The sequence below is a fragment of the Streptococcus infantarius subsp. infantarius ATCC BAA-102 genome, from assembly GCF_000154985.1.
Classification (GTDB): Bacteria; Bacillota; Bacilli; order Lactobacillales; family Streptococcaceae; genus Streptococcus; species Streptococcus infantarius.
Window position 1 is genome coordinate 233,057 of the sequence record NZ_DS572692.1, and the last position, 18,913, is coordinate 251,969.

The 18,913-nt window shown below is 36.7% G+C and carries 18 protein-coding genes and 3 pseudogenes; 3 read left to right on the forward strand and 18 right to left on the reverse strand.

Annotation, left to right across the window (positions count from 1 at the left end; genetic code table 11):
• Positions 1-159 precede the first annotated feature (159 nt).
• The 15 genes and pseudogenes from STRINF_RS06405 to STRINF_RS06470 all read right to left on the reverse strand — a co-directional run bounded on the left by STRINF_RS06405 (position 160) and on the right by STRINF_RS06470 (position 11,090).
• Positions 160-1,662, reverse strand: a complete 1,503-nt coding sequence (locus tag STRINF_RS06405; protein ID WP_006532247.1) for a glycoside hydrolase family 1 protein — start codon at positions 1,660-1,662, stop codon at positions 160-162.
• Between the two features lie 95 nt (positions 1,663-1,757).
• On the reverse strand, positions 1,758-2,411 hold the full coding sequence (locus tag STRINF_RS06410) for an SGNH/GDSL hydrolase family protein (protein WP_006532248.1): 654 nt from the start codon (positions 2,409-2,411) through the stop codon (positions 1,758-1,760).
• A 24-nt stretch (positions 2,412-2,435) separates the two neighbouring features.
• Positions 2,436-3,254, reverse strand: a complete 819-nt coding sequence (locus STRINF_RS06415; protein ID WP_043878378.1) for a Cof-type HAD-IIB family hydrolase — start codon at positions 3,252-3,254, stop codon at positions 2,436-2,438.
• 125 nt (positions 3,255-3,379) lie between these two features.
• On the reverse strand, positions 3,380-4,216 hold the full coding sequence (locus STRINF_RS06420; protein ID WP_043878379.1) for an aldo/keto reductase: 837 nt from the start codon (positions 4,214-4,216) through the stop codon (positions 3,380-3,382).
• Between the two features lie 44 nt (positions 4,217-4,260).
• On the reverse strand, positions 4,261-4,965 hold the full coding sequence (locus STRINF_RS06425) for an SDR family oxidoreductase (RefSeq protein ID WP_043878380.1): 705 nt from the start codon (positions 4,963-4,965) through the stop codon (positions 4,261-4,263).
• A gap of 1 nt (position 4,966) precedes the next feature.
• A pseudogene (locus STRINF_RS09990) lies at positions 4,967-5,534 on the reverse strand (sugar O-acetyltransferase).
• Positions 5,521-5,769 carry a helix-turn-helix domain-containing protein gene (locus STRINF_RS10600; RefSeq protein WP_231158969.1) on the reverse strand — a complete coding sequence of 83 codons (249 nt, stop codon included), beginning with the start codon at positions 5,767-5,769 and terminating at the stop codon, positions 5,521-5,523. The pseudogene STRINF_RS09990 and the gene STRINF_RS10600 overlap by 14 nt, the downstream one beginning before the upstream one ends.
• Entirely contained in the window at positions 5,751-6,140 is a 390-nt protein-coding gene (locus STRINF_RS10605; protein WP_006532256.1) for a hypothetical protein, read from the reverse strand. Before STRINF_RS10605 ends, STRINF_RS10600 begins: the two co-directional genes overlap by 19 nt.
• Positions 6,141-6,166: 26 nt before the next feature.
• Positions 6,167-6,313 carry a hypothetical protein gene (locus STRINF_RS10345; protein ID WP_174221228.1) on the reverse strand — a complete coding sequence of 49 codons (147 nt, stop codon included), beginning with the start codon at positions 6,311-6,313 and terminating at the stop codon, positions 6,167-6,169.
• Between the two features lie 17 nt (positions 6,314-6,330).
• Positions 6,331-6,657 (reverse strand): hypothetical protein, encoded by a 327-nt coding sequence (locus STRINF_RS06445; RefSeq protein ID WP_043878381.1) that lies wholly within the window; start codon positions 6,655-6,657, stop codon positions 6,331-6,333.
• A gap of 195 nt (positions 6,658-6,852) precedes the next feature.
• Entirely contained in the window at positions 6,853-7,155 is a 303-nt protein-coding gene (locus tag STRINF_RS06450) for a hypothetical protein (protein ID WP_006532259.1), read from the reverse strand.
• Positions 7,156-7,346: 191 nt separating this feature from the next.
• On the reverse strand, positions 7,347-7,586 hold the full coding sequence (locus tag STRINF_RS06455) for a SemiSWEET transporter (RefSeq protein ID WP_006532260.1): 240 nt from the start codon (positions 7,584-7,586) through the stop codon (positions 7,347-7,349).
• 136 nt (positions 7,587-7,722) lie between these two features.
• A pseudogene (locus STRINF_RS06460) lies at positions 7,723-9,108 on the reverse strand (6-phospho-beta-glucosidase).
• A 109-nt stretch (positions 9,109-9,217) separates the two neighbouring features.
• A complete protein-coding gene (locus STRINF_RS06465) occupies positions 9,218-10,786 on the reverse strand; it encodes an ABC1 kinase family protein (protein ID WP_006532263.1) in 1,569 nt (522 codons plus the stop codon).
• A 16-nt stretch (positions 10,787-10,802) separates the two neighbouring features.
• Positions 10,803-11,090, reverse strand: a complete 288-nt coding sequence (locus STRINF_RS06470) for a phasin family protein (RefSeq protein ID WP_006532264.1) — start codon at positions 11,088-11,090, stop codon at positions 10,803-10,805.
• A gap of 434 nt (positions 11,091-11,524) precedes the next feature.
• On the opposite strand from STRINF_RS06470, the gene STRINF_RS06475 reads away from it, so the two are divergent.
• Complete coding sequence (locus STRINF_RS06475; protein ID WP_006532265.1) at positions 11,525-12,451, forward strand: AraC family transcriptional regulator; 927 nt, start codon at positions 11,525-11,527, stop codon at positions 12,449-12,451.
• A gap of 71 nt (positions 12,452-12,522) precedes the next feature.
• Here STRINF_RS06475 and STRINF_RS06480 read toward each other — a convergent pair whose 3' ends face one another.
• From STRINF_RS06480 to STRINF_RS06490, 3 genes are all read right to left on the reverse strand, one after another.
• On the reverse strand, positions 12,523-14,436 hold the full coding sequence (locus tag STRINF_RS06480) for a beta-glucoside-specific PTS transporter subunit IIABC (protein WP_006532266.1): 1,914 nt from the start codon (positions 14,434-14,436) through the stop codon (positions 12,523-12,525).
• Positions 14,437-14,766: 330 nt separating this feature from the next.
• On the reverse strand, positions 14,767-15,594 hold the full coding sequence (licT, locus tag STRINF_RS06485; RefSeq protein ID WP_006532267.1) for a BglG family transcription antiterminator LicT: 828 nt from the start codon (positions 15,592-15,594) through the stop codon (positions 14,767-14,769).
• 199 nt (positions 15,595-15,793) lie between these two features.
• The gene (locus STRINF_RS06490; protein ID WP_006532268.1) at positions 15,794-17,326 is read right to left on the reverse strand and encodes a ClC family H(+)/Cl(-) exchange transporter; all 1,533 of its coding nucleotides are present in this window, start codon (positions 17,324-17,326) and stop codon (positions 15,794-15,796) included.
• A gap of 248 nt (positions 17,327-17,574) precedes the next feature.
• On the opposite strand from STRINF_RS06490, the pseudogene STRINF_RS06495 reads away from it, so the two are divergent.
• Positions 17,575-18,575: pseudogene (locus STRINF_RS06495) on the forward strand (IS30 family transposase).
• Between the two features lie 60 nt (positions 18,576-18,635).
• A partial coding sequence (locus tag STRINF_RS06500) for a transposase family protein (protein WP_154825732.1) occupies positions 18,636-18,913 on the forward strand: 278 nt, incomplete at its 3' end.

Consider the following 18,913-nt stretch of genomic DNA (forward strand, 5'->3'; position numbering starts at 1 on the left):
TTTTTTTATTGTTCCGTGACCTTTAACTCTCATAATAATCTCCAATAAACTTTTTAATCTTTAAGTTTATTCTATCACTTTCTTACAAAAAGCGCTTTCTTATTTTCCGTTTATTTCAAAAAATCCCCGCTAAAAGAGCGAGAAATTTATTTATCAGTTTTAATCTTCACTTGCTTCATCAATGGCTTTTTGGCCATTTGTTGAAATAACTTCTTTATACCAGTAGAAACTGTCTTTTGGTGTGCGATTTAGGGTTCCATTGCCTTCATCATCCATATCTACATAAATGAATCCGTAGCGTTTACGCATTTCACCTGTACCAGCTGAGACGATATCGATACAACCCCACGTAGTGTAACCAATAAGGTCAACACCGTTGTCAATAGCATTTGCCATGGCATTAATATGTGCACGGTGATAATCAATGCGATAATCATCGTGAATTGAGCTATCTTCTTCAACAGTATCAAAGGCTCCAAGACCATTTTCAACAACCATCAATGGGATTTCATAACGGTCATAGATTTTTTCAAGATAATATTGAAGTCCCACTGGGTCATGCGCCCAACCCCAATCAGAATACGTCAAGTATGGATTCTTAGCACCAGCTGAGAAGTTACCTGAAACTTGCTCACCACCAGTATGAGTTGTCACGTTGTTAGACATGTAATATGAGAAAGTATACATATCAACTGTTCCACGTTTCAAATCTTCAAGGTCTTCTTCTGTAATATCCAATTCAACATTGTGTTCTTTCCAGAGACGTTTGGCATAGGTACCGTATTTTCCTTTAGCTTGGACATCACCACAATAGTAAATACCTGATTGCCATTTGTGTTCATTAGCAAGGATATCTGCTGGATCACAAGTTCCGGGATAGAATGTAATACCACAAATCATATTTCCAACCATGAAATCAGGGTTAATGGCATGCCCAATTTGTACAGCCTTAGCTGATGCTACAAATTGATGGTGAAGAATTTGATAACCTTCTTGATAGTCAGCATCACTGGCTTTTGAGCCAAACATATCAAGGAACATGGTTGTATTATTGATTTCATTGAAAGTCAACCAGTATTTAACCAAGTCTTTGTATTCGTTAAAAATAACCTCACAATAACGGACATAAAAATCAATCAGCTTACGATTTTTCCAACCGCCATAATTTTCTTCAAGTGCTAATGGCGTATCAAAATGCCAAATTGAAACCAAAGGTTCAATATTGTATTTGCGGCATTCTTCAAAGACTGAACGGTAGAAATCAAGCCCTGCTTGGTTAGGTTCTTTGTCATCACCATTTGGAAAAATACGAGCCCAAGAAATTGACAAACGAAAAACAGAGTAGCCCATTTCAGCAAACAACTTGATGTCTTCTTTGTAACGGTGATAAAAATCAACAGCCACATGGTTTGGATAATGCTCTGTATCGAGCACGGCATATTTAGCGCCTTCAGGAATCTTACCATTATGTCCCATAGCTGGCGCTTTACCAGGGTTACCATCTTTGTCGATATAAGTCATGTAACGTGGCGCATTTACTGACCCACCAGTTGTCACATCAGTTGCAACAAGTCCTCGACCATCTTCGTTATAAGCACCTTCGGCTTGGTTAGCAGCAATTGCTCCGCCCCAAAGGAAGTTTTTTGGAAATGCTTTTGTCATATATCTTTTCCCTCTTTCAATTAAGTACAATAATAGTATACCGTTATTTGAAAGCGCAATCTTGCATTATTATCTTGGAAAATGATACTATCCCACTACAAATACGCTGACAAAATCTCAGACACCACACGATAACCATCGACATTAAGGTGAAGGCCATCAACCGTACGATTTAGTGGCAACTCACCACTTTCATCGCACAAAGCATCATGTAGATTAAGGTATGTTACACCATCTGCTGACAAGTTAGACAACAAATCATTTAATTGATTGATACTATCATTATTACGATGACTTGGTGTGCGGACAAATCTTGGTGACTCATTCATTGGAAAAACAGAAAGCAAGATAATCTGAGTTTCAGGCAACTTTTGTTGAATAGTAGCTATGATAGTCTCAATCATTTCACGCACTTCTTCTGGCTGTCTGGTCTTTAAATCATTAACCCCAATGAGCAAAACTACTTTACTTGGGAGCAAATCTAAAATCTGCGTATTCAGATGTTCTAAAAGCTGCAAACTGTTGATGCCATGAACACCGCGATTATAAAGCGATAAATCCGACGTCAGCATTTCATGAATGGGAAAGTACTCAGTGATGGAATCTCCAGCAAAGACAACATTTGGCTGTTTTACCAGTTGATTCAAAGCGTCGTATTTTTCCCACAACTGTGCTTGTTGGTCAGCTAAGATTTGCTTACGAAATTCTGTCACATCAGCTTTGTGATATAGTTCTTGAAAATCAGTCATTTTTTCTCCTTTTTGACTATTCTATCACAAATCTGACTCATTCAAGAAATTACGAGCAAGAACTTGCAAAACACCATTTTCTTGATTTGACGGAGCTTGATAGTTGGCTACGTTTTTAATTTCCTGCGGAGCATTTGCCATGGCAAAAGAATATTTAGCCAGTTTTAACATCTCAATATCATTGCCACCGTCACCAAAAACCATCAGATTTTCAGGACCATAGCCCCAGTGATTGAGCAAGAAATCAAGGCCAGTTCCTTTATGCACATGCGATGGAATGACATCAATACAACCAAAACCACTAGAGGTCGCCGTTAGTTGATAATCCGCAAATAAAGTGTTAATTTCATCTCTCACTTGGAAGGTCAATTCATCACAAACCAGTAAAGTGACTTTAAAATAATCATCCTCAGGAATTGGATGTAGATTATCAACGTATTTTAAAACAGGCAAATAATAGCTAAGCAAATCCTTGATTTTTTTCGGTGTCGACATTGGCAAGTATGACGATGCCTTTCCTGCCAAGTTAATCACCGTATCTGGATAATGTTTTTCGATATAATTAACCAAAGCAGAGATAGCTTCTACTGTTTCAAATTCTTCCTGCAAAGTTCGACCATTTTCAATAATGTGACCGCCATTTTCAGCCACAAAAGACATTAAATGTTTGTGTTTAGGAAATTGTTGGATAATCTGACGATACTGGTTACCGCTTGCCACCACAAATTTGATGCCTTCTGCCATAAAACGATCAAACAAACGATCAAATAAAACCTTGTCATAAGTCTTTTTATCTGTTAAAAAGGTTCCGTCCATATCAGTTGCAATTACTTTTACTGTCATAACACCCTCCTTGTCCCCCATTATACGCTAGCTTTCTGAAAAAAGCTTTGAGTATATTCAGAAAAAATGATACTATGACACGAAAAAAGATGATTTAGTTTAAAAATCATCTTTCCATAAATATTTTAAAAATCCACTTGATCAGGATTAGGTGCACTAGACTCAATTTTTAAATTCGTTAATTTATCCATATCTTCATCTGAAATAGTCACACCAAAAGCATCAAAATTACTCTCAATTCTTTTAGGAGTTACCGATTTTGGTAATGGAAGAAATCCTTGTTGAAGACTCCAAGTTAAAACAAACTTAGCAACTGATGTCTGATATTTTTCAGCCAATTCTTTTAAGAATGGGTGATTAAAAACATCCCCTTGACCAAATGGACTCCAAGCTTCAATTAAAATATCATTTTGATTGCAAAAATCAACTACTTCTTTTTGATAAATTCCCGGTGAAAGTCTAATTTGATTAACGCTTGGTTTAATCCTTGCTGTTTTCAAAAGGGCTTCTAAGTGATGTGGTAAGAAATTGCTGACACCTATGCTGCGAATTTTTCCTGCTGCTACTGCCTCTTCCATTGCTTTCCAAATCGAACGATTTCTTTCTTCCCAGTTTTCCCTGAAAGCAAGCGGATTTGGCCAATGAATTAAGTACAAATCAACAAAGTCAAGGCCTAACTTTTCTAATGAAGTATCAATAGCTTCCCTAGCTTCTTGATAGTTCCCAACATTATTCCAAAGTTTTGTGGTTACAAAAATCTCTTTTCTATCAATGCCACTATCTCTTATAGCCTGACCAACGCTTTCCTCGTTTCCGTAAATTGCTGCTGTATCAATATGACGGTAACCAACTTTCAACGCAGTCTTTACAGCTTGATAGGCCTCTTCTCCATTTTTAGATTGCCAAGTTCCAAAACCAAGTTTTGGAATAAGGTTTCCATCATTTAAAAGATAATTTTCCATTATGTACTCTCCCATTATTTTTTTCAATAGTTAAACTTTAATTATTACCTCATACGAATTTCCCAGACTGTATTCTCAGCCTTACAAGCATACAGAATTCCTTGAGCGACATCATCTGCTGTCTCCCAATGTGCTGCTTCTACACTTTCTTTCGTTCTTCCATAACCAACTTCAAATTCAGTCTTTGTAGCACTTGGACAAACAACACAAGTTTTAATTCTTTGTGAGCGTAATTCTTTATCAATCGCTTGTGATAATCCGCGCTGAGCAAATTTTGTCATCGTATAAATTGTTTCATCTTCATGACCAACATGACCAGTTACAGAAGATACGAAAATAATTTTACCTTGACGTTTTTTCAGCATTTCGATAGCTGCATATTTTGAAAAAATAAATGATGAAAAAACGTTAGTATCCATTATTTCGTAATAGTCATCACTAGTTGATTCAACCAAAGGAATTAATTTACCAATACCTGCATTGTTAACTAAAATATCAATCCTTCCAAAGGTTTCAATTGCTAATGAAACTATTTGAATAGCTGTCCTTTCTTGGCAAACATCACTAACGTAATAGACAACCTTACTTCCCATTGCTTCACATTTTTCTTTCACTTCTTTTAGCCGTTCTTCACGTCTAGCGGTCAATACTAAGTGACAACCTTTAGATGCTAATGCGTAAGCTGTTGCGCGGCCAATTCCTGAACTTGCGCCAGTAATAATAGCAACTTGTCCTTTTAATTTAGTCATATCAATTCTCCACATCATCTTCAATTGTTTTTAAAAGCTTCGCTGGGACCCCTGCAACTACATAATTATCTGGAACATTTTTTGTAACCACAGCACCTGCTGCCACTACAACATTATTTCCAATAGTTACACCTGGCAAAATCGTAACATTTCCACCAATCCAAACATCATTACCAATAATTACTGGCTTGGCAATACTAAGATTGTCAGTCTGCCTTGTGGGGTTAGTGGATGATTGACCGTAGTAATCATAGTATTTGGACCAATCATGACATGCTGACCAATACGAACTTCTGCCACATCTAAAATAATGCCATTATAATTCATCAAAAAATGCTCACCAACATGGATATTTTTTCCATTATCACAATTAAAATTTGGAAAAACCGAAACATCCTCACCAACTGATCCAAATAAATCTTTTATTGCGCTGTTCTTTTTTCTACGTCTAAAATATCGATAGCATTTAAAACTTGACATTTTCGTAAAGCTTCTTTTTTAATTTTTTCAATATCTGGATCCGTAAAACAATAAGGTAAACCAGCCTCTAATTTTTCAAGTTCGGTCATCTATGACTCCTTTCGAATGAATAGCATCAGTGAGGTGATTTGCACGGTAATCAAGTGGTTTTTCACCAGTCACTTTTTTAAATATTTTTGTGAAATAGCTCTGCGAACTGAAAGCAAGTGTTTCTGATATTTCCAGTAATGAATAATCAGATTCTAACAACATGTTCTTTGCAACTGAAATTTTTTGAGTTTGAATATAAGATTTAACAGACTGATTCATTCGTTCTTTAAACAATTTTGAAATATAATTACTTGAATAACCAGTATGCTTAGCAAATCAGATAAATGAATCACTTCATGTAAGTGCAACTCTATATATTCTATGCAGCGTAAAATAGGTAAAACTTTAGCTTGATCAAGCTTACTTTGCCCGACAAGTTTTGTGAAAGTCGTAAACATTTCAACTTGTAATTCAAAAATATCTGGCACATTATCAATCTTATCAACTTTTTGAATGTAAAGGTCACTGGTATTAAAAGCAACTTCTTCATCCAGTCCACCTTGGATAGCAAAGCGTGTGGCGAGCGTAACAGAAGCAACAAAAAGATATTGGTAATTTCTAACGGGATTTTCTGATAACTGACCTGTCAAATTTGACTGGAACATTTGTTTAGTAGCCGTTAAAGCATTTTCTAAATCACCATTTTTAAGGTGATAATATATGGACCACTCATCCTTTCACCTTGATTATCATAGACTTTTCGATATTTGCTAGTCAAAAAGTAAACAAGAGCAATCAGAACTAAAAATGCGATAATAATAACCCATTTGATGCTCATATTCGTCATCTCCTAAACTACATCATACCAACGGCACCTGATAGTTGTGCTGGGCGGATATAAACTTGTTCGTCTGACAAGTGATAATCTGCCATCAAAATCTTTTTCAATTCCACATCGTTGAGGTGTGATTGAACACTGCAAGTATCATCTGAAGAACCTACAACTCTAACTTTTCCCTTAAGGTTAGCATTGCTTGCTAAATCAGCTAGTTTTGCACCATCTTTCATGACGACTACATAATCATAACCAAATGTTTTTGATACCCATAGTTGATTTCTAACATTGTAGATACCAGCTACAATAAGTGCAATAACCAAAATAATTAATAAAACTTTCAACATCATTAATCTCCTTTAACCTGTTTTTTTGAAGTATTCTTTAAAACTTCATTGGTATTATAAGCCAATTCTAACAAAAAAACAATTTATTTTTAAAGAAAAAAATGTCATAAATATTAACATAAAATTGTTAGTCGCATTTTTTATAAACAGTTTTAGCCATACCTTAAAAATAAACCTTCACAACTTGCATACGATTTACTGAGTAATCTCGACAGACAATTGAGTTGAATCCAGTCCATAATCTTTCATCAAGGTTGTTTTCAGCTCAGTATCATTAATCTGTGATTGTACCTTGCAAGTGTCGTCTGTTGCCGAAATAATCTTAATTTTTCCTCTAAGATTATCATTTTTTATAAAATCTGGTAACTTCAGTCCATGATGCATGGTAATGGTGTAATGGTAACCAAAGCGTTTGGTCACGCCCATTTTGATTTGGACAACACGTACAATCGCAAAGATTAACAAAAACCCAAAAATAATTGCTAAAATCGTCACCATAATAACCCTCACCTCCTTATTCCTAACGGAACACTCAAATTATACGATTACTATAATCCTTTTTGAAAGCCCTGTCAATTATTTTCTGTAAGGATTCTTTTCAGAAATTAAATAGGAAGAATCCGCTGAAAATCTTTTGCAAAAAATCCTTCAAAACATTGATATAACAACATTTCAAAGACTTTTAAAAATTATTTATAAATTATTTTACAAATAAGGATAATTCCTGCTAAGGCAACTGAGATGGTATTGGCAACAATTAAAGCTGGATCTGAAACAGAAATTCCATGTGCTAACCACAATGCCATCCCAGTGACTGACATGGCATACATGCCAAGTGAAATGGATTCAACGTCTTTGGTTTTTAAAACCTTGATCATTTGTGGCAAAAAACCAAACGTTGTCAAACAAGCCGCAATATACCCAATCATAAAGACCTACTCTCTTCTTATAACCATGTAAAAACCTTCGTAGGGTAAGAGATTACACCCCCAAAAAGGTTTCAAAATAATAACTTAATGAATAACTTTAGACTTCTTCACCATTTGAAGCAATGACTTTCTTATACTAGTCAAATGACAATTTTGGTGTACGTTTGTAAGTACCGTTGCCTTCGTCATCTTTATCAACATAGATGAAGCCACAACGTTTGCGCATTTCACCTGTAGTTGCTGAGATAAGGTCAATACACCCCCATGGAGTGTATCCCATCAAATCAACACCGTTTTCGTCGACAGCTTTAATCATTTCTTTGATGTGAGCACCAAGGTAATCAATGCGGTAATCATCATTAACCATGCCGTCTTCTTCTACTTGGTCAATAGCACCGAAACCATTTTCCACGATAAAAAGTGGCAAGTGGTACATATCAGTAAACCAGTTCAAGCTATAGCGAAGACCTTCTGGGTCAATTTGCTAACCCCATTCAGACGCTTTGACGTATTTATTTTTAATCAAATCTTCTGTTTCAAGGTAGTCAAAGTGTGGGTTATTTTCACGGTGAGAATCGATTGCAAATGACATGTAGTAAGAGAATCCGATGTAATCAACAGTTCCCTCTTTCAAATCTGCCAAGTCTTCTTCTGTCACATCGACATTGATACCTTTATGTTCCCAGTATTTAAGAATATGATTTGGGTAGAAGCCATGAACATGCACATCAGTGAAGTAATAACGTTTTTCCATGGCTTTTTGTGCCATTAGGATATCTTTTGGATTATATGTTGCAGGGTAAATTGGACACATGGTAATCATACAACCAATTTGGAAATCAGGGTTGATTTCACGACCAATTTTAACCGCACGCGCAGATGCTACCAATTCATAGTGAGCGGCTTGATACATAATCGCTTCGCGGTCATCGCCTTCTTTGTAAACAATACCAGAGTTTGTAAATGGTGCAAAATCTTCTTGGTAGTTTGCTTGGTTATTGATTTCATTGAAAGTCATCCAATATTTAACTTTGTCTTTGTAACGACGGAAACATGTTTCAGCAAAACGAACAAAGAAATCAACCAATTTACGGTTTGTGAAACCTTTAACCAAATGATATGGCAATTCAAAGTGAGACAAAGTAACAACAGGTTCGATTCCGTGTTTCAAGCATTCGTCAAACAAATCATCATAGAATTGCAAACCTGCTTCATTTGGTTCTAATTCATCACCATTTGGGAAAATACGTGTCCATGCAATTGATGTACGGAAGCATTTGAAGCCCATTTCAGCAAACAAAGCAATATCTTCTTTATAGTGGTGATAGAAATCAATCGCTTCGTGGTTTGGATAATATTTACCTTCAACCACACCGTCAGTGATTTCACGAGGAACACCATGACGACCAGCTGTCATCACGTCAGCAACACTGAGTCCTTTTCCTCCTTCTTTCCATCAACCTTCAAGTTGGTGAGCAGCAACTGCACCACCCCACAAAAAATTATCTGGTAACTTAGCCATTACATATCCTCCTTGTTTAATACACTGTCATTATAGTAAGCGGTTACAAAAATAAAAATAGAAAAAATTTCCTAAGTCATTAGGAAATTCCTTCTATCTTGTTTCATTTTTATTTTTTGAGAATGAGGACTAAGTCCCATAAAAAAAGCACAAAAGCTAAGCCAAAAAGGCCATTTGATAGGATTTCTAAGTTTTGATTAAAACTCAAAATTACAGCACTTATCAATACGGCAAAAAAGAGCAAACTCAAAACAAAGCGGTTAACCACACGATTAAAAAACTTAATACGGTTGGTGTAATCGTATAAATCATGGTTAACTAAAATGCGTCCATTTAAGACTTGTTCCAAGAGTTGATTGAGACGACGCGGGATATTCTTACCATTTTTTAGTTGATAAAATAGCTCGATAAGCAAGGTTTCTTTGTTCAAAGCTTGCTTAAGCATGTCAGGTCCCATATTTTCTAGGAAATAATTCTTAGCAAGGGTCATGAGGTCAACTTCTGGAGCTAATTCACGGAAAATGCCTTCAATTTGCAGAGCAGCTTTTTCTAAAATGGTAATCTGTGGTGATGCTTTGAGTCCGTTTTTGACAAAGATATTTAACAAATCCTCAATCAAATCTGTGATAGATAAGACACCAATATCTAGGCTAGAATATTTGGCCAGCATGCGTTCCACATCTTGGGCAAGCGCTGACTTGTTCATGGTCGTGTCAAAGCTTGTGATAGACAAAATACCTTTCATCATACCTTCGATGTCTTGTGCTGTAAAGCTATAAAGAATATCATTTAAGGCCACGCGCATGCCATTATCAAGTTTTCCCATAATCCCAAAATCAATAAAATAAATCTTATCGTCTGAGATAAAAAGATTACCTGGGTGAGGGTCTCCATGGAAAAATCCATCTTTAAAGACTTGCTTAATGAAGCTAAGCATGAGTTTTCGACCGATATCTTCAAGGTCATAACCCGCCTTGATTAACTCATCATAGTGATTGATTGGAATCCCTGAGACGTAATCTTCAACAATCAATCGTGGCGTCGTAAACTCACCATACACCTCTGGACTGGCAATACATTTACTTGATTGGTTCAATTCAGCAAAGGTAATCATTGCTTGTGCTTCATTGCGAAAATTAATTTCACATGTCAAGCTTTCTTTGATTTGCTGCAAAACCTCTGGTAATTCTACCATTGGAATAAATGCCTTCGGGATACGTCTTGAAAGGCGAATCAAAAGTGTCAAGTCTTCCTCGATAATTTCTGGCAGATTTGGGCGTTGAATTTTGATAATAACATCTTTCCCATTTAGCAAACGAGCTCGATGCGTCTGAGCAACTGAGCCACTAGCAAGTGGCTCAGGTCTGATTTCAGAAAAATACGCGGAAATAGGACCAGTAAGCTCAGCCTCAATGGCTTCCATGACCAATTCCGTTGGAAGTGGAAGTACATTGCTCTGTAACTTGCTCAATTCTCTAACATAAACTTCTGGGAAAATATCACTTCTTGTCGAAAGGATCTGACCAATTTTAACAAAACTTGGTCCTAATTTTTCAAACGCTAAGCGAAGCTTGCGAGGCGTTGATTTATCTTCTGCTGCTTTTCCTTTTTCGGTTAAAGAGGTTAACCCAACTGAACTAAAGGCACCGATGATTTCTCTTAAGCGTCTACCTGACATAACCCACCGATAATTTCTAATTTAAGATATTTGACTTCTTCAAAAGCGCGTCAATTTTGTCTTCAAGACGAGAAACATCTTCTTTGGTAGCATATTGAACAGGTTTTGTTTTAACATTTAATTGATCTAAAAAAGCTTGTGCTTCGTCTTCACTTCGACGTTTTAGTTCAGAGTGCAATTCTTTTCCTTCGTCAACAGTGAGGCGTCCTTTTTCGACTAACTCTTTTACAAAAGCATCAGTTTTTTCCAAAGTCATAGACGTCAAACCAATACCGGCTAAGAGAACTTTTTTTAATTCTTCCATGATTAATTCCTCCTTGAATGACTAAATTAACATTATGTTTACCCTTTTATTCTACTACTTTTGAGATAAAATATCTAAAAGAAACAGTCGTTTCATGAAAGTTTCTCAACTCAAATAAGCTCCGCGATTAACAAAGGAAATTAATCTGCCATTCGGAGCTTTTCTGAATTTGTAAACAAACGTGTCATATGCACTCTAAAACCACTTGCTAGCACGATCAAAAAAAGAGGTCTCGCTAAGTGATTTTATATTCCTATTATAGTCAGCTAGCAAAAATGATTCTAACTCTATTCTTCTCATTTATAATACTTTTATCTGATATGGTCTTGAAAATTTTTATAAAAACCTTTTCTAGAATACGCTTCCATTTCCCGGATTATTCTGCTATAATAAAAGAGTAGTTAATACTATGTTATGATTAGAAGGGGGATTATATGAAACAAGCAGATCCAGCTCACGAAATAAAAATAGATGAAAGCAAGCACCCTCTACCTTATGATTATTACAGTACAGTGGTTGAAAACGGCCGTCCTGACGTACTTTTCCACTGGCATCCAGAAGTTGAAATTAATTATATTTACGAAGGTTCTGCTCGTTTTCACATCGATTACGATTACTTTAACAGTCAAGCAGGTGATATTATCCTCATACGACCAAATGGGATGCACTCTATTCACCCGTTAGAAAACCAGAAACATGTCACTGATACTTTTCGCTTTCACTTAGACATGATTGGATATTCCATCGTTGATCAAGTTAGTCTTCGCTACTCGCAACCTTTGCAAACTAGCCTTTATAAATTTGTTCCACGTATTCAACCGGGAATGGAAGGTTATGAAGAAATCAAAGAGTGCCTCTTCACGATTTTTGAGCTTTCAAAAAACGAAGGACGTCATTTTGAACTGCTACTCAAATCAAAACTCAATGAATTTCTCTATTTGCTCTTTTATTATCGTTACGTTCTTCGCAAGAACACTGATGATACTTATCGTAAAAATGAACAGATTCGTGAATTGATTGACTTCATTAATAACAATTATCAAAAGAACCTCTCTATTGATTACCTTTCTCAATTCATGGGATATAGTAAAACACACTTTATGGCGGTCTTTAAACAACATACTGGAAGCTCTTGTACGGAATTCATCATTCAAGTTCGCCTGAACAAGGCTTGTGATATGTTGATTAACACCTCAAATCCTGTTCTTGAAATTGCTACGGCTGTTGGTTTTAATAACTTGTCAAATTTCAACCGACAATTTAAACGTTACTATGAATTAACACCAAGTCAATACCGCAAACAATTCAGTAAGCGAAAAGAAAGTCGTGTCTTAATCAACCCTGCTAGAAAATCTCATTAAAAGCTGACTCATCTCAGCTTTTTCTTATGTCTGAGCACATTAAAAAGGACGCTGCAAGCGTCCTTTCTTTATTAAGCTAATGTTGTGAGAAGATAGTCACCAATGTTAACACGTGCATTTTGTGTTGTGAGAACATCTTCAAATTCTGTCGAATTAGTAACAATCACTGGTGAGATAACCGGAAGGTTAGCCTCACGAATCGTTGCCAAATCAAACTCAAGTAATTTTTGACCTGCGTCAACTTTATCACCAACTTGAACAAAGGTATTGAAGCCTTTACCAGCAAGTGACACTGTATCCATACCAACGTGAATCAAGATTTCAGCACCATTTTCAGTACGCATACCGATAGCATGTCCAGTTGGGAAGACAAGGGTAATTTCACCAGCTGCTGGAGCAACTATAGTACCGTCAGCAGGATCAATAGCAATCCCTTTTCCTATAGCACCAGACGCAAATACTTCGTCTGGAACATTTTCAAGTTTAACAACTTGACCAATCATTGGGCTTGCAATAATTTCTTGTTTTAATTCTTTAAGTTCAGCAATTGGTTCTGCCGCTTTGTCACCACTTACAGGTTTAACATCTGGTCCACCGTAAAGGTAAGGAATTTTATTCAATTGAGTCAATACAAATCCAAGAACAAATGACATCAAAATGGCAATAAGGAAATACCAAACATTATTTACATCTGTGTTTGCTCCTGCAGGAACATGTTTTGGGGTGAAGTATGATGGGATAGCAAATAGTCCCATACCACCCATTGTGTAAGCAGTTGTGTTAAAGAAACCTAATAATGCCCCTTGAATAGCTCCAGCAACACATGTCATGATAAATGGTGTGCGCATTGGAAGTGTAATACCATAAATAGCTGGTTCAGTAACCCCAAAAAGAGCTGAAATAAAAGCTGGAATAGTCAATTGTTTAACTTTATCCTCTTTTGTGCGAAGGAAGATGTTGAGAAGGGCACCTGCTTGAGCAAAACAGATAGCTGTTGAAGCAACAAGCAATGTACTCCAACCTTTTGTAGAGAAGTCCAAAATTGCAATTGGAATAAGACCCCAGTGAAGACCAAACATAACAAGGACTTGCCACAAAGCACCAAGTAAAATACCAAAGACAATTGGACTAAAGCCATAAATATTAGTGAAGATAACACCGATAAGGTTAGATGCCCAGTTCATAACAGGACCAATTGCCAAATAAGCAAGTGGAACAGTGATTAAGATAACGAAGAATGGTACAACGAAGACTTTAACCATATCAGGAATGATTTTCTTGAAGAATTTTTCAATTTTTGAACCAACCCAAACTGTCAAGATAATTGGAAGAACTGTTTGAAGGTAGCTTGATGATGGGAAGATAACTGGAAGTCCTAAAAAATCAACATTTCCATTTGCGAAACTTGCTGCAATATTTGGATAAGCCAAAGCAAAGCTTAGTGCTAAAGCAGTGAATTGTTCCATTTTGAAACGTTTAGCTGCTGTTAATGCCAAGATAACAGGCAAGAATTGGAAGAAGCCATCACCAGCGGCATTTAAGATAATGTAAAGACCGCTTGTTTCCTTCACTCCTACTGCTGCTAAAATAGCTACCAAACCTTTAATCATACCTGCAGCAGAAAGAGCTCCTAGCATTGGTTGGAAAAGTCCAGAAACCAAAGCGATGAATTGATCGAAGAGGTTTCCTTGAGGAACATCTCCTTCATTAACATCAATACCACCTTCACCTTGGATACCGGCAACTTTCAAAACCGTATCGTAAACATCTGGGACATGGTTTCCGATAACCACTTGGTATTGTCCACCTGCCTTAACAACAGTCACAATACCATCTCGTTGTTTGAGATAATCGTCATCTGCTTTACTTTCATCTTTTAAGGTGAAACGTAAGCGAGTCACACAGTGAACTAATTTGATGATATTGTCTTTTCCACCGACGTGAGCAACAATATCTTGTGCCAATTCAGTATAATCTTTAGCCATATGCTGGCTCCTTTCTTAATGTTCTTTCCTAACAACAGAAAAAACCTAAATAAATACTAAACAATTTTCTGCGCCCATATCTGCGGTAACGCCAAAACTATCTTGTATTTATTTAGGTTTTGCCTGCTTATCAGTAACAATCCTTTTAACAGTTCTTAGTATAGCATGCGCTTACATTTTTTGCGAGCGCTTTTATGGTGTTTTTTACACTTTTTGACATTTTCATTTATCTCTGAAAGCTGACCACCTTTCACAGGTTTTCAAAAAAAATTCACACAAGATTTTTATTAAAAAAATCCTCCCGACCTTAGCCGAGAAGATTCTTAATGATTAATTACTACTTGTTTCCAGTCGTTGAATGTGAATGGTGATATAGACTTGCTCATCACGACTGTGTGAGCTTTCGATATAATTCTTAATTTTTTCAGAGCAAGAAAAAGCTTCTGGGTAATTTAGCTTCACTTGTTCATACAAAAAGCTGTCATTTTTACCTTGCACCACACCATTAACGACACGTTGCGCAAAATACTGAATATGAGTCACAAAACGATTATAGCTGACAGAGTCTTCATCAGAAACGACGCCATAAAACAAACGAACAATCCCTAAAATATCTGTCACAATCTTTGAAATTTGATAGCTTTGCTTAACCAAACCAGAGTCTTTCTGAGCATTGATAAAATGAAGTGCAATTGATGAAACCTCTTCATCAGGCAGAATAACACCTAGCTTTTCAAAAACAATCTTAAGGGCATCACGACCCAGCTGATGCTCCTTTGGAAAAAATTTACGAATCTCCCAAGACAAAGGATTTTGCACAATGATGTTTTCACGACTTCGCTGAAGTGTGTAATGCAAATGATCTGCAAGGGCAATATAAAAAGCTGTATCAAAATTAGTCTCTAAAATCTCTTGACCCTGCTTGATAATATCAAGAACAACTTCTGTCTCTGCTGGCGATAAATCAATATAAACTCGCGTTAACTCATTGGTAGCAGAGCTATCTTGCATAACAAATGTTTTTTCAACTAAAGAAGTATCAATCTCGTCACCTGATTTCTTTTGAAAACCAAGTCCTCTCCCCATGACGATGATCTCTTCTCCCTCATCCCCCTTAGCCAAAACAACATTGTTATTATAGACTTTTTCTATCCTCATTATCTACTACTCCCTCAAAAAAATTCGGAAAGAAAAGGCAAAACTAGCGTACACAAAAGGCACTGTGTTTGACGCACAAATGCTTTCTATGCACACTAGGTTTTGCCTACTTAACCAGTAACAATCCTCTTACTGGTATCCATTTTACCAAAAATCCCCTTAAAATGAAAGGGGATACAAAAATATTTTACTGACACAATCACATCAATAATTTGCGAATTTTTCCAATTTCTGGTTCATTAACCACCAAGAAAATTGTATCACCAGCATTTAAAACAGTGCTTCCGCAAACCACTTCAGATTTCTTGCGATGAATCTGTGTTGTAATCAAAACATTTTTAGGGAGAGTCAAATCGCGAACACGTTTGCCAGCGATTTTATCTGACACGGTTAACTCAATAAGCGTTGGTTCAATAACTTCACGGTCTTTTGGAATGGATAAATTTGCAAACATAGCTTCATAGATTGGCTCACCTTTTAGAAGATCCATTACAATGTAAGCTACCAAAGTAACGACTGCAATAGTCATTAATTGTCGGAAATCTCCTACCATTTCTGTTACCAAAATAATGGCAGTCAGCGGAGCTTTTGAAATAGCCCCAAAATAACCAGCCATACCAAGAACGAGAAAATTAACAAGGACAGATGTGCTGATAAAGCCAATTTGGTGCATGCCTAGACCAAAACCAAAACCTAATAATGACCCCAAAGTCAAAATCGGAAGGAAAATCCCACCCGGTAAACCACTAGCATAACTAAACGTACTCCAAACAAAGCGGATAAGAAAATACAAGCAAATCACTGCAAAAGTCAAATGACTAGTTGACAATGATGTAATCAAGCCATTTCCACCACCTAATAATTGTGGGTAGAAATAACCAATTGGCAGAATCAAGATAGCTGCAAAAATACCATAACAATAATTTGGAATATGACAAATTTTGCCTAAGAAGTCATAAAATAGATCCGCATTCAAGGTTACTTTTTCATAAAGATAACCCATCATGCCTAAAAATGCCCCTAAAAGCAAAAGCATCCAATAATGATGTAAAGGCAAAATGGCAAGATCACTTGGCATGGCAAGCACAGGCGTCAAACCAAAGATATTTAACGAAATAAAGTTGGCAACCAAGCTTGCAACAAGCGCTGAAATCCAAACCAAACGTGAAAAATGATGATAGATTTCTTCAAGAACAAAGAGAAGACCTGCAATTGGAGCATTAAAGGCAGCTGACAAACCTGCTGCTGCACCACTAGCAATCAAGACACGTTGCTCCATGCGCTGCGCTTTCAATGATTTCGCTACACCTTTTCCAGCCATTGCCCCAAGTTGAATACTTGGACCTTCACGTCCTAGCATGAATCCCATTGAAATGGCTAGGACACCACCAATAAATTTTTTCCAAAGAACAGACCACCAATCAGGATGAAGTAAGCCTTTCAACTCTCCTTCGACGTGAGGAATCCCAGAGCCTTTAATATCTGGATCAGATTTAACCAAAAATCCGATAGCAATGACAACAATCACACTCACTAGTAAAATCAAACCTAGTAAAGCTGGATTTTCATGCGAGAGTTGATAACACTTGACCACTTGCGCGAAAATCTTAGCAATCAAGAGTCGAAAAAGACTGACCACGCTTCCGGAAACACATCCTACAATAACACCACGCCACACAAAGCTAAGGATTGAGGATAACGAAAACTCGTACTCTCTACGATAACTTTCCATTTAAAACTACCTATCTAATCAAATTGAAAATAATCATATTAGTTTCAACTATTTTCAAAAAAATAACTCACTACTATTCTATCAAATTTTAAAGCTGATTTCGAGCACATTTGAAAAAGAGCTTGGAAATTCTTCCAAACTCATCAAATGGAAAGTTCTAAAATGAAGTTAGCCACCTAAGGGTATCAAAAAACATCTCAGAGAGATATAATTGTAATCACCACAACAATAATTAGAAAGACTCTAAGATGCAAAACTATTATACACCAAAAAGTAAACATTTAACACTAACTGAACGTAGAATGATTGAACGTTGGCTTCAAGAAGGGCTCTCAAATCGTGAAATCGCTAGGAGATTAGCTAAAGCTCCTCAAACCATTCACAACGAAGTCAAACGTGGTCAGGTTAGACAACAAGTGCGTAAAGGAAAATTTGAAGTGATCTACTCAGCTGATTTTGCTCAAAAAGCCTATCAAAACAATCGCAAACGTTCTGTTAAACAAGTCTCCCTAACCAAGGGACTCAAAGAAAAGATAACTCACTACATCGAACAGAAATACTCTCCCGAGATGATGGTAAAGTCAAAAGGGATACCTATTCCCATCTCCACCATTTACTACTGGATTCATCATGGACACTTAGGATTGACCAAGGCTGATATGCTTTATCCTCGACAAGAGAAAGCTAAGAAAAAGCATGCTAGTCCCAATTTTAAGCCAGCTGGAAAGTCTATTGAGGAACGACCAGAAAGCATTAATAAGCGTGAGAATATCGGGATTTTGAAATTGATACGGTTATTCAAACACGGGCAAAAAACGAGTGTCTGTTGACTCTAACCGATAGAAAGAGTCGTTATCAAATCATTCGACTCATTCCCGATAAGTCCGCGTTTTCAGTCAATCAAGCTCTGAAAGCAATCCTCAAGGATTATCAAATGAACTCTATCACAGCTGATAACGGGGCTAAGTTCAGTCGTTTAGCGGAAGTTTTTGACCCTACTCATATCTATTATGCCCACCCGTATTCTTCTTAGGAGCGTGGTACTAATGAGAATCATAATAGACTCATCCGGCGTTGGTTACCTAAGGGAAGCAAAAATGCGACTCAACAACAAGTCGCATTTATTGAAAACTGGATTAACAACTATCCAAAGAAACTATTCAATTATAAATCTCCCAAAGAGTTTGGCTCTATAATTTCTGTAGTGGGTAAATCCACTGTAGAGATTATGGAGCCTTTTTTAGTGTAGAAAAAAAGTCCCATATGACCTATAATGAAAAGCGACGAAACCATCATTAGTAAGACTCATATGGAACAATTTGATTTTATCACAAACTTACTAGGAATTAAAGACCCTAATATCACTATCTTGGATTATGTAGACACTGGAACACATAAAGAAGTCTTCGCTAAACTGGATTATCCAGCTCTTAAATGCCACAGCTGTCATGGTCAGATGGCTAAATATGACCTCCAGAAAGAATCTAAAATCCCTTATCTAGAATGTGCTGGATATAAGACATTGATTCGGTTAAGGAAACGTCGTTTCCGCTGTCAGAATTGCAGGAAAATAGCTGTCCCAGAAAC